Here is an 11,222-nt window from a genome sequence, read left to right on the forward strand (position 1 = left end):
GAAAGGAAAAACTATGTCCACACCCACATCCTCGCGCCTCAACGCGCGCGACTTCATCAACATTGGCGTCTTCACCGCCTTGATGTTCGTCATCGTGTTTGCATTCGGAATGCTCGGGTTCATCCCCGCCGCCATGTATGCCGGTTTCCTGCTTTCTATCCTCGTTAACGGCATCGTCTTTGCGCTGTTCACAGCACGCACTCCGAAGATGGGGGCGTTGACAATCATGCTGATTATCATCGAAATCCTCTTTTTCGTGACCGGCCACTGGGTGGGAGGCATCGCGGTGGCCGCTGTATTCGGCCTGCTCGCCGACCTAGTCATCACCAAGGGACCGAAGAACGTTAAGGTTCGCGTTCCGCTGGCATACGCACTGTTTATTCTGCCGATCTACGTGTCACCGTGGATGCCGCTATTTATGAACCAAGACGCATATATGTCGCAAATCGCCGAACAAATGGGTGCCGAGTATGCCGCCAAGATGGCACAGGTCGTCACGATTCCGATTCTGCTGGGCTTCTTCGGCGTGATGCTCATCGTGGGCTGGCTTGCTGGTCTGTTGGGAACCAGGGTCGCGCGCAAACACTTTGAACGGGCCGGTCTTGTCTAAACTTCCCGACCCGCGCACCATTATCGCAGCGCTCGTCATCGTCTCCACCACGATCTACAGTGCCTACTCGCCGTGGTTCGTGTGTACTCTGGGCGGATTCGCCGCCGTGATGCTGACGAGCGCTGCGATCAACCCCAACACGCTCGTGCGCCCGAGCTGGGTGGCCGTCTACCTGGCCACGTTTGCGGTCCTCAGCGGGCTCGTCTTCGTGATACCACTGGTCTGGAAATCAACAGCCAGCGCGTTCCTCGTGCTGTTTCTGCAGTGGATGTGGCGATTCAGCGTCAGCGCAGGAATGGGAGCCTACGCGATCGGCGTAATCCGACCCGCCACCTTGCAAAAAGCACTCGCCAGCTCACGGATCCCGACCTGTTTCACGATCCCAATCTCGGTTGCCTTACGTGTGCTGCCCGTGATCGGCCACGAAGTTAAAGCGATCTCAGATGCCATGAAACTACGCGGCATGTCCGCGCTTTCCCTGCGTGCGGCGCAATACTTCACAATCCCGCTGCTATCGACCGTGGTACGCAGCGGGGACGAACTGGCATCGGCTGCCCTCGTGCGCGGACTGGGCGGAACCGCAAAGCCCACCTCAGTCACGGTCGTGAAATTCCGTGTGATCGACGCAGTCATTCTGCTCGTCGTTATCGGCTTCGCGATATGGAGAATCGTCCTATGACAATAGCCCAAGCAACTGGGGTCACCTTCACCTATCGAGGAGCAGACCACCCCTCAATCAATGGCGCCAACCTCACTATTTGGCAGGGAACTGTCACCTTGCTGTGTGGCGCGTCAGGGTCAGGAAAAACCACCGCACTACGGCTATTTAACGGGCTCATCCCGCACTTCCACGACGGCGACCTTACCGGAAACGTCACAGTCGACGACATTGACGTGGCACGAGTAGATCTATCAGAGCTTGCCCACCACTGTTCGACAGTGTTTCAAAACCCGCGCACCCAGTTCTACACCACCCACGTGCGCCAAGAACTCGCCTTCGGCCCAGAAAATCTCGGCCGCGACCCGCAGGAGATCTGTGCCCGCATTGACGAGGTTGCAGCCGAGTTAGGTATCGCCGACCTGTTGGAATCCCGCGTCACACAACTGTCGGGTGGGCAGATGCAACGCGTGGCCTGCGCCGTCGCCATGTGCAACAACACGTCGATGATCGTCTTTGACGAGCCAACCGCGAACTTGTCCGCTGACGTTATCGACCAACTCGCCACACTCATCGCCAGGCTCAAAGCTGATGGACACACCATCATCATTGCTGAACACCGGCTAAGTTTCCTTTCCGGGATCGCTGACCGTGTCTACTGTTTCGACAAAGGCAAGATAGCCCTCACCGCAACCGGCGAAGAGTTCTACGCCACGCCAGAGGCGGAACGCAAACACCTTGGACTACGGTCCCTTGTTCCCGTGCCCATTCCACAACTCCCGCCACCGGCAGGGAACGGGCTCACGATCGACAACCTCACCTTTGCCTACCGTCATGGAAACACAGTCCTCAATATTAACCACGTGTTGTTTCCGGCGGGGAAAATCACGGCGCTCCTCGGCCCGTGCGGTTCAGGGAAATCAACTCTGGCACGCATTGTTTGCGGACTAGAAAAAGCCAAACATGCATCCATCACACTCGGCGGACAAAAATTCGCCAGCCGAGACGCATATCTCGTCATGCAAGACCCCACCCGACAGTTGTTCTCAGATACCGTCATCGACGAAGTCACGCTCGGCACGACCAAAGCCGAAAAGCAACACATCGATGCCCACGCGATCCTTGAAGAACTCGACCTTGCCGACCACGAGGCTGATCATCCGCAAGCACTCTCTGGCGGGCAACGTCAACGTCTGGTTATTGCTACAGCGCTTGCTGCGAACAAGAAAGTTTACATCTTCGACGAGCCCACGTCCGGTGTTGGCTACAAACACCTTGTCGCGATTTCCCGAGTAATGCGTAAACTCGCTGACACTGGTGCCGTCGTCATTGTCATCACCCACGACGCTGAACTCGTTACCGAGGTCGCCGACCATAGCGTCCGCCTTGACCAAATCAACGCCTGCTAACGCAAACGCTCACTCAGCCGAAAGAGAGGAAAGTGTTTGTACAGGTCAGAGTTAACGCGCTATACACTCGCTAACGCAAGCGATTTTCTTGGCCCCCTTGGGGCATACTCGCTAACGCAAACGCCTACTTATCATTTTCGACGTCTAAGTGGAGCGGGTGACGGGAATCGAACCCGCGTTCTCAGCTTGGGAAGCTGATGTTCTACCATTGAACTACACCCGCAAGCACCAGAAACCAGGCATATCTGGCGTCTAGTTGCCCGATCAGTATATAGCCGGGCCCTCGCACGCGCCAAAACCATCCAGCCCGCGCGCATACAGTTTGAAAGCAGCCTCCACAATCGGCACATCCGGCTCTATCCACGCGATCTCATGCAAGTCGCTGGCAGCCACCCATCGCGCCTCCAAGTGACCTTCACCCACCTGCGGGGATCCAATCGGGCGAGCCAGCCACACCAGCATTCGCCGCCCGCCCAGAACCGGCCACGCTCCGTCCTCGTCCTCCGACAACACCGGCTGGCCAAGCTCGATGTCGCACCCTAGCTCCTCGCGGATTTCACGAACGAGGGCATCGCTGGGCCGCTCCCCCGGTTCAACCTTGCCGCCGGGCAGCTCAAACAAACCGCGAAGTTCTTGCGGATACGCCCGCGCGGCCGCAAACACCTGCGCCTCGGTACCCTCGCCGCGCATGAAAGCCGCTGCCACTACAAGTTTCTTCACGCCCTCGAGTCTACCCAAAACGATTTTGCGACACTTACGGGAAAAATGTCACAATACATCTATGCCGAAAATCTCTGGGACAAACCTTGCCGAACACCGCGAAAATACCCGCGACGCTCTGTTTGCCGCGCTCGCGTCGCTCATGCGCGAATACTCCTTCGAGCAAATCTCGATCGCCCAAATCTCGCGGCGCGCAGGCATCGGCCGAACCGTTTTTTACAACCACTACGAAGACAAAGAAAGCCTACTGGTGGCACTCACCCTTGAGACCACAAAGCGCTTCACCAGGGCGCTCGGCGAAACTCTCAGCATCATCAACGATCCGATTCAACAGCTGCGCGTCTACATCCGCGCCCAGCTAGAACTTCGAAACCAAAACCACTTCAGCTACCCGCTGCGCATCACCTCGGCAGTGCCGCAGCAGCAGCTCAAACAGCACGCCCGCACAATCCAGCACATCATCTACCAGCTTTTGAACGGCGCATACGAGGCCGGCAAGATCACTCAAAACCCGGACGCCAGCACGGTGCGCCTGGTGCTCTCCTGCCTGTCCAACATTGACCTGCCCGCCAATCCGCAAGAGCGTAGCAACGTCATGGCCTGCACTGAGGCATTCATTTTGCGGGGCCTCGGCGCAGCCGAATCCGATATCAACCACATTGATCCAGCTGTCGCGGACTTGAGGTTCAACTTCTCTATCCTCAACAACCCTGAAAACGAGGCCAAGGATCTTGACCTCGCCAAACAAAGCGCACAGGCACGCTGCCCCGTCACCGGAGCCATGCGATACAAAACCGCGCGCTAACCCCGCGCACCATAGACGCTACAAAAAGGTTCAGGCACGCATATCGCGTGCCTGAACCTTTCACACTTTGGTGTTAGTTGCCTTCCGCACCTTCACCATCAGCCTGCTGGATCTGCTTGCGGACCTCGTCCATATCCAGCTCCTTAATCTGACGGATGATGTCGTCCAGAGCTTCGCCCTGTAACACGCCCGAGTGGCGGAACACCGCGATGCCCTCGCGAAACGCCATCAGAGTAGGAATCGACTGGATCTGCGCGGCAATGGCCAGCTGCTGCTCGGCCTCCGTATCAACCTTCGCGAAAACGACGTCTTCGTGGCGGTTTGAAGCCTCCTCGTAGATCGGACCGAACATGCGGCACGGACCGCACCACGCTGCCCAGAAGTCCACTAGAACAACATCGTTTTCCTCAATGGTCTTGCCGAACTTCTCGAAGTCCACATCAACAGTTGCCATCAGGTAACCCTCCAAAAGTTATTTGCGTTGCTAACACCCTAAACCACAAGCGCTACGAATGTATTCCGTAGCGGCTAGTGATCTAGGCAACCGAGCCGGAAAGCTCCTTGGCAACAAGCTCTGCAACCTGCACCGCATTAAGCGCGGCGCCCTTTCGCAGATTGTCACCCGCAACCACAAACACCAGGCCGCGCCCATCCGGAACTGCCTGATCCTGGCGAATCCTGCCCACTAGCGTTCCATCCATGCCAGCGGCCGCCAGCGGAGTAGGCACATCCACAAGCTGGACGCCAGGAGCCTCCTGCAAAAGTTCCTTAGCACGCTCCACGCTGATCGGCTTCTCAAACTCTGCATGGACCGTGAGCGTGTGACCCGTAAACACCGGCACGCGCACACAGGTTGCGGAGGCAGCAAGCGTTGGAATGCCTAGAATCTTGCGCGATTCGTCGCGAAGTTTCTGCTCCTCATCCGTTTCCAAAGAACCATCATCAACGAGGCCACCGGCAAGTGGCACCACATTGAACGCGATAGGCGCCACGTACGTTTTTGGTTCGGGCAGCTTAACTGCCTTGCCGTCAGTGGTGAGCGCCTGCAAATCCTGCTTCACGCCAGCCTCAATCTGGTCGATGAGCTCACGCACGCCCGCCAGACCCGAACCTGACACGGCCTGGTAGGAGGACGCCATGAGGCGCTTCAAACCGGCCTCTTCGTGAAGAACCTTCAGCGAAGGCATTGCCGCCATCGTCGTGCAGTTCGGATTCGCAATAATACCCAGAGGGCGCGACTTCATAGCCTGCGGGTTGACCTCGCTGACCACAAGCGGCACATCCGGGTTCTTACGCCATGCGGACGAGTTGTCTACAACCACTGCTCCGGCCTCGGCGAACTTTGGCGCGTACTCGCGCGAAGCTGCTCCCCCAGCAGAGAAAATCGCGATGTCGATGCCGGAGTAATCAGCGGTAGCGACGTCCTCGACCACGATCTCTTCACCGCGGTACTGGAGTTTTGTGCCCGCGGAGCGCGACGAGGAGAAGAATCGCACCTTTGCGGCCGGGAAATCGCGTTCGGTTAGGATCTGGCGCATCACGTGACCCACCTGGCCGGTGGCGCCAACAACAGCGAGAGTTAGTTCTTTCATCGTCCCGTACCTCCATAAACAACGGCTTCGGATTCAGTGGAATCAAGGCCAAACGCCGAGTGCACGGCGCGCACAGCCCGATCCAAGTCTTCAAGTTTGGTGACAACCGAGATGCGAATCTCGGACGTCGTAATCATGTCGATGTTGATCCCCGCGTCTGACAGGGAGCCGAACAGTTTGGCGGAAACACCCGGATTGGTCCTCATTCCCGCGCCCACGAGCGAAAGGATGCCAACGCCGGGGCTGTAGCGCAGATCCTGGTAGTCCAGCTCATCTTTGGCCGCCTCGATCGCGGCGATGGTGCGCTGCGCGTCAGCACCAGGAAGCGTGAACGAAATATTCGCCCGGCCCGTTCCCGACGTGGGGATGTTCTGCACAATCATGTCGATATTCGCGCCGGCTGCCGCAACGATTTGGAACAGGCGCGCCGCCATGCCCGGCGCGTCCGCGATTCCAACGATCGTGATCTTATCTTGGCTGCGATCATGCGCGATACCGGAAATAACGGGAGCTTCCACTTGATCCTCCTCTAGGGTTCTTAGGGCTGCATCTGGCACGAGGCCAACAAGTTCGGGGTGCGCGTCAGAGTTCGCGATCCACGTTCCATCCTTATTGGAAAACGAGGAGCGTACGTGAAGGGGAACGTTGTATCTGCGCGCAAACTCGACTGCACGAAGGTGAAGGATCTTAGCGCCGTGGGCCGCAAGCTCGAGGGTTTCTTCTTGGCGGAGCCTGCGCACGCGCCTTGCGGTTGGCACGATGCGCGGGTCTGCGGTGTAGAGGCCGTCAACGTCCGTGTAGATTTCGCAAACATCGGCGTGGAGGGCGGCTGCGAGGGCAACTGCCGTGGTGTCGGAGCCGCCGCGACCGAGCGTGGTGACGTCATCATCGGAGGACAAGCCTTGGAATCCAGCAACGATGGCAACCTGGCCCTCGCGAATGGAACGGGCAACGCGTTCTGGCACCATGCCCGTGATTTGGGCCTTTCCAAAGTGGCTGTCGGTGAGGACGCCTGCCTGCGCGCCCGTGTACGACACTGCGGGCACACCCATTTGATTTATAGCCATGGCGAGCAGCGACATTGAGATACGTTCACCTGCGGATAGGAGCATGTCCATTTCGCGCTGGGGAGCCTCGTCGGTTAGTTGACCGGCCAGGTCGAATAGGTCGTCAGTTGTGTCTCCCATTGCGGATACGACTACTACGAGTTTGTGGCCCGCATGGTGGGTGTCGCAAATACGTTTGGCAACGCGTTTCATTGCTTCCGCGTCTGATACGGATGACCCGCCGTATTTTTGCACTATTAGCGCCACGTCGACCTCTTCTATGTTGTGGGTGGCATTGCCACTGATGTTGTGATCAGTGTAGGCGCGGTAGGGGGAGGCGTGTTTGTTGGATCCACCTTGCGAACATTTTGGCCAAAATTGTGACCTTTTTTACGCTTCTAGAGGGGGTTTTGGTTAGCTTCCGATGGTGCGGCGGCCTTCGAAGGCGCGGCCCAGGGTGACTTCGTCTGCGTATTCGAGGTCTCCGCCAACTGGCAGGCCAAGAGCGAGGCGTGATGCGGGCACTCCCATGGTGTCTAGTATTCTGGCGAGGTAGGTTGCGGTGGCTTCGCCCTCAATGTTGGGGTCAGTGGCGATGATGATTTCGTTGATTTGGTTGGAGGATAGGCGGCTCATGAGGCCGCGGATGCGTAGCTGGTCGGGCCCGATGCCGCGGATTGGGTCGATGGCGCCGCCGAGCACGTGGTAGAGACCCCGGTAGGAGCCGGTGCGTTCGATTACTTCAACGTCTTTGGCTTCTTCGACTACGCAAATGATGGTTTGGTCGCGACGCGCGTCGCGGCAGATGTTGCACGTTTCTTCTTCCGCGATGTTGCCGCAGATGGTGCAAAATCGGACTTTTTCTTTGACTACTTGGAGCGCGCGTGCCAGGCGCATCACGTCTTCACGGTCGGTTCCAAGAATGTGGAACGCTATGCGTTGCGCGGATTTTGGGCCGATGCCGGGGAGCGCCCCGAGTTCATCGATGAGGTCTTGGACTGCACCTTCGTACAAGGCTATTTATTTCCTTCACTCGCGTCTTCGATGATTGTTGCGCCGAACATCTTTTCAACTAGTGGGAGTCCCACGAGGTTTGAGTTTTCAGCGTCGGCGTCGTCCATATTAGCCCCGCCAGTGTCGAAGTCGTACTCCGACTCTTCGGGCTGCGAGGTTGGCACGGTTTCTCGTGACGGTTCGGGGGCGACTTGTGGGTGTGCAGATGTTGGGCTGTGCGGGCGCGAGGATTCCTGTGGACGCGAGGACTCTTGAGGGCCAGCGGTCTCCTGCGAGCGCGCGCTCTGCTGTGACGGTTCTGTGAGGACGTGTGGGCGCGGAGGCTGGTCAGGCTCTGTGGCACCGGACTGGGTCTGTTCAGCGGGCGCGCTCTGTGCACGAGCCTGGCTGTTTAGTTGGCCTTCGATATTGCGGCTTTGCTTGGCAGCCTGCTGTTCTGGGGTGCGCGGCTGGGCGTTCGGTACTGCGCGGACCGCGGGCCACGCGGTACCCTCGTTGTCATCTGGCGCTGATTCGTTTTGAGTAGCGCGGTTTGCCGCGTGTTCGCGCCCATTATTTGCCTGGTTGAAACCCTGCTGGCTACTTGCCCGATTACGGCTCTGCCGGCCATCGCCGTTACCGGGTTCCTGGTTACCGTGTGGCGGCTGCGCGGGAACCGAAGGCGCCGGCTGGCCACCCACTTGAACTTGGATGGTTTTTGATACACCGGTTATTACTTGAATGGCTTTTAGTGCGGTGTCTTGGTGTCGGTTGAGGAACACGTTCGCAAGCCCTTGGTTTGCGAACCCGAGAATAACGGTTGAGGAGTCTTCTGAGATTAGTTTGGCGTGCTCCCCAATCAGGAAGGCCGAGGAAGGCATGATTACGCGCACGGCTTCTACAAACTGATCCCACCTGCCGTGCAGGTTTGCGGTCACGTTGCCCGGCGCGGGCGACGACGCGGCTTGCTTCTGCTCGGCAGGTGCCGTTTCAGGCTTCGACTGTGGCTGAGACTCGGGCTTAGACTCCGGCACTGGCGCATATTGTGAGGTTGGGGCGGGTCCTGGGGCTGGGGCGGGTTCTGGCCGTTGCGGGGTCTGTGCCTGTGGGGCCGCCCCTTGTTGGGGAGCTTGTGTTTGCTCTCCATCTGCTCTTTGTGGCGCTTGCTCTCTCGGGGCCTGCGCGGGTTGCTGGGGCTGGGCAACTGACTCGGGCCTGGATTCTGCACGCTTGGTTTCTGTTTGCGAAGCACCTGCCGGGGTTTGCGAACGTGCAGGCGCATTGGCGCCGGCGGCGGCCTGGGCGGAAGTGTTCGCCTGGTCCTGTGCCCGCGATCGCCTTAGCTTTTCGCGCGCAAGCGCGGCTCCGGTCAGTGGCTTGCCGTCCTCGCCTAGGATTTGCGGCCCATCTTGCGCAGGCCCATTAAAGCCACTGCTTCCACCGAACGAGGGCGCGGCTGAGTGACCTGCCGAGCCGGCCTCGGCCTCACCACTGCTGGGGCGGACTCGAGCGCCGCTTAGTTCAACGAGGATGCGGCCAATCATCAGCTCTAGTTGCAACCTGGGTGAGGTGGCGCCAACCATGGAGCGCAGTGCCTCATCGGTTAGATCTGCGGCCACCGAAAGCGCGGGGGCGCCCCACTGTTTTGCTTGCGCAAACATGCGTTCGCATTGTTCCGCGGAAAGCTGTCCCAAAATGTCTTTTGCTTGCTCGCCCGCTACCGCGATTATCAGTAGATCGCGGAGACGCTGCAGAAAGTCCTCCACAAACCGGCGCGGATCATGGCCGGATTCAACCATCTGCTCAATCGTTGCGAACAAGCCCGCCCCGTCGCGCTTGGCGAGCTGTTCAACCGCGGTGTCAAGCAGATTCGTGTCCGTGTATCCAAGCAGAGCGACAGCAAGGTCATACGGGATCTTCGAGTCAATGCTTCCGGCCATCAGCTGGTCAAGCACCGAAAGGGAATCGCGAACCGAGCCGCCGCCCGCGCGTATAACGAGAGGTAGCACGCCCTCGCCAACCTCAATGCCTTCAGACTCGCAAAGGTTTGCCAAATACGGCAACAGGAGGTCACCGGGCACTAGACGGAACGGGTAGTGGTGCGTGCGGGAACGAATTGTTCCGATCACGCGCTCCGGCTCGGTTGTGGCGAAGATGAACTTCACATGCTCGGGTGGTTCTTCCACCAGTTTTAGTAGCGCGTTGAAGCCCTGGGTTGTGACCATGTGGGCCTCGTCAAGGATGAACACCTTGTAGCGGTCTCGAACTGGCGCGAAAGATGCGCGTTCACGTAGCTCGCGGGCATCATCCACACCGTTGTGCGAGGCCGCGTCAATCTCAACAACATCCAAAGAGCCAGTGCCGCCGCTGGCAAGCTCCACGCAAGATTCGCACTTGCCGCAGGGCGTGTCCGTGGGGCCTTCCGCGCAGTTCAAGCAACGCGCGAGGATACGAGCGGACGTGGTTTTGCCACATCCTCGCGGCCCGGAGAACAAGTAGGCGTGCGTGATGCGGTTGGACCGAAGCGCTGCCTTTAGGGGTTCGGTCACGTGGTCTTGCCCGATCACGTCATCGAACGTGTCGGGCCTGTAGCGGCGATACAAAGCTATGGTCACAAGTGAACTCTATCGTTAAGCACGGACAAAAGTTTGGAAGGAGAGCAAACCGGACGGAATCGCACGTTTATGAGGCGGCGACCACGTCCTCCACCAGTGCCTTCGCAGCGTCCACAAAATCCAGCACGTCCATGCGCAGGGAGAAACCGCGCCGGCCTCCGGACACAACAATCGAGTCTTGATTCAAACAGCTTTGGTCAATGATGACGGGCGCCTGCTGCTTTTGCCCAAACGGAGATATCCCGCCCACAACATATCCTGTGCGGCGCTGCGCCACTTCGGGAGGAAGCATCTGCGCCTTCTTAGCGCCCGCCGCTCGCGCCACTTTCTTGAGAGACATGCGGTGGTCTACCGGCACAACTACGCACACGATCTCACCGTCAGCGTCAACGAGGAGGGTTTTGAACACCTCCGCAGGATCAAAACCGAGCTTTTTCGCGGCCTCAAGGCCGAACCCGTGGTCGAACTCGCTGGAATGTTCGTAGGTTAACTGCGAGAACGGGACTCCCGCCTCCAACAAGTACGCGACCGCTGGAGTAGAAACCGACTGATCCACCACGCCCCCATCCTGAACGCTAAAATGTTGCCTATCTGACAGGTGTCACACTCATGCTAACTCGACTAATGCGCCCGTCATTCGGTAGACTATCGAAGCGTTACCGCGCTCACGCGCGGAAACCCACAGGAGGATTCGCATAGTGGCCTAGTGCGCTCGCTTGGAAAGCGGGTTGGGTGCAAGCCCTCGGGGGTTCGAATCCCCCATCCTCCGCAAAT

11 protein-coding genes and 2 tRNA genes are annotated in these 11,222 nt (G+C 58.6%); 5 read left to right on the top strand and 8 right to left on the bottom strand.

What is annotated here, in order from left to right; all coding sequences use genetic code 11:
• Positions 1 to 13 precede the first annotated feature (13 nt).
• From HMPREF1628_RS02300 to HMPREF1628_RS02310, 3 genes are read left to right on the top strand one after another with little or no spacing between them, the layout of a single operon-like run.
• Entirely contained in the window at positions 14 to 610 is a 597-nt protein-coding gene (locus tag HMPREF1628_RS02300; protein ID WP_016444300.1) for an MptD family putative ECF transporter S component, read from the top strand.
• Positions 603 to 1,289: an energy-coupling factor transporter transmembrane component T family protein gene (locus HMPREF1628_RS02305; RefSeq protein WP_016444301.1), complete on the top strand. Its 687-nt coding sequence runs from the start codon at positions 603 to 605 to the stop codon at positions 1,287 to 1,289. Before HMPREF1628_RS02300 ends, HMPREF1628_RS02305 begins: the two co-directional genes overlap by 8 nt.
• On the top strand, positions 1,286 to 2,677 hold the full coding sequence (locus tag HMPREF1628_RS02310) for an ABC transporter ATP-binding protein (protein ID WP_034507293.1): 1,392 nt from the start codon (positions 1,286 to 1,288) through the stop codon (positions 2,675 to 2,677). The genes HMPREF1628_RS02305 and HMPREF1628_RS02310 overlap by 4 nt, the downstream gene beginning before the upstream one ends.
• A 149-nt stretch (positions 2,678 to 2,826) precedes the next feature.
• Here the strand turns inward: HMPREF1628_RS02310 and HMPREF1628_RS02315 are convergent.
• Positions 2,827 to 2,900: transfer RNA gene (locus tag HMPREF1628_RS02315), tRNA-Gly, on the bottom strand.
• A 41-nt stretch (positions 2,901 to 2,941) separates the two neighbouring features.
• On the bottom strand, positions 2,942 to 3,397 hold the full coding sequence (locus tag HMPREF1628_RS02320) for a (deoxy)nucleoside triphosphate pyrophosphohydrolase (RefSeq protein WP_084703158.1): 456 nt from the start codon (positions 3,395 to 3,397) through the stop codon (positions 2,942 to 2,944).
• A gap of 61 nt (positions 3,398 to 3,458) precedes the next feature.
• On the opposite strand from HMPREF1628_RS02320, the gene HMPREF1628_RS02325 reads away from it, so the two are divergent.
• Positions 3,459 to 4,202 (top strand): TetR/AcrR family transcriptional regulator, encoded by a 744-nt coding sequence (locus HMPREF1628_RS02325; protein ID WP_052038781.1) that lies wholly within the window; start codon positions 3,459 to 3,461, stop codon positions 4,200 to 4,202.
• Between the two features lie 73 nt (positions 4,203 to 4,275).
• Here the strand turns inward: HMPREF1628_RS02325 and trxA are convergent, their stop codons facing one another.
• The 6 genes from trxA to ybaK form a co-directional block, all read right to left on the bottom strand.
• A complete protein-coding gene (trxA, locus tag HMPREF1628_RS02330; RefSeq protein ID WP_034507295.1) occupies positions 4,276 to 4,656 on the bottom strand; it encodes a thioredoxin in 381 nt (126 codons plus the stop codon).
• A gap of 82 nt (positions 4,657 to 4,738) precedes the next feature.
• On the bottom strand, positions 4,739 to 5,794 hold the full coding sequence (locus HMPREF1628_RS02335) for an aspartate-semialdehyde dehydrogenase (protein WP_034507297.1): 1,056 nt from the start codon (positions 5,792 to 5,794) through the stop codon (positions 4,739 to 4,741).
• Positions 5,791 to 7,107 (bottom strand): aspartate kinase, encoded by a 1,317-nt coding sequence (locus HMPREF1628_RS02340; protein WP_034507299.1) that lies wholly within the window; start codon positions 7,105 to 7,107, stop codon positions 5,791 to 5,793. Before HMPREF1628_RS02340 ends, HMPREF1628_RS02335 begins: the two co-directional genes overlap by 4 nt.
• 147 nt (positions 7,108 to 7,254) lie before the next feature.
• Positions 7,255 to 7,854, bottom strand: coding sequence for a recombination mediator RecR (recR, locus tag HMPREF1628_RS02345; protein ID WP_034507302.1), 600 nt, complete (start codon positions 7,852 to 7,854; stop codon positions 7,255 to 7,257).
• Positions 7,855 to 7,856: 2 nt separating this feature from the next.
• Entirely contained in the window at positions 7,857 to 10,448 is a 2,592-nt protein-coding gene (locus tag HMPREF1628_RS02350; protein ID WP_034507304.1) for a DNA polymerase III subunit gamma and tau, read from the bottom strand.
• A 67-nt stretch (positions 10,449 to 10,515) separates the two neighbouring features.
• Complete coding sequence (ybaK, locus tag HMPREF1628_RS02355; RefSeq protein WP_034507307.1) at positions 10,516 to 11,007, bottom strand: Cys-tRNA(Pro) deacylase; 492 nt, start codon at positions 11,005 to 11,007, stop codon at positions 10,516 to 10,518.
• A 125-nt stretch (positions 11,008 to 11,132) separates the two neighbouring features.
• Here ybaK and HMPREF1628_RS02360 point away from each other — a divergent pair.
• Positions 11,133 to 11,217 (top strand) — tRNA-Ser (locus HMPREF1628_RS02360).
• The last annotated feature ends 5 nt before the right edge of the window (positions 11,218 to 11,222 follow it).

The organism is Actinomyces sp. S4-C9, from assembly GCF_000758775.1.
Classification (GTDB): Bacteria; Actinomycetota; Actinomycetes; order Actinomycetales; family Actinomycetaceae; genus Gleimia; species Gleimia europaea.

Coding starts and splice junctions, on each gene's coding strand:
- HMPREF1628_RS02325 (WP_052038781.1), top strand. CDS start 3,459: ATGCCGAAAATCTCTGGGACAAACCTTGCCGAACACCGCGAAAATACC.
- HMPREF1628_RS02300 (WP_016444300.1), top strand. CDS start 14: ATGTCCACACCCACATCCTCGCGCCTCAACGCGCGCGACTTCATCAAC.
- trxA (WP_034507295.1), bottom strand. CDS start 4,656: ATGGCAACTGTTGATGTGGACTTCGAGAAGTTCGGCAAGACCATTGAG.
- HMPREF1628_RS02310 (WP_034507293.1), top strand. CDS start 1,286: ATGACAATAGCCCAAGCAACTGGGGTCACCTTCACCTATCGAGGAGCA.
- HMPREF1628_RS02335 (WP_034507297.1), bottom strand. CDS start 5,794: ATGAAAGAACTAACTCTCGCTGTTGTTGGCGCCACCGGCCAGGTGGGT.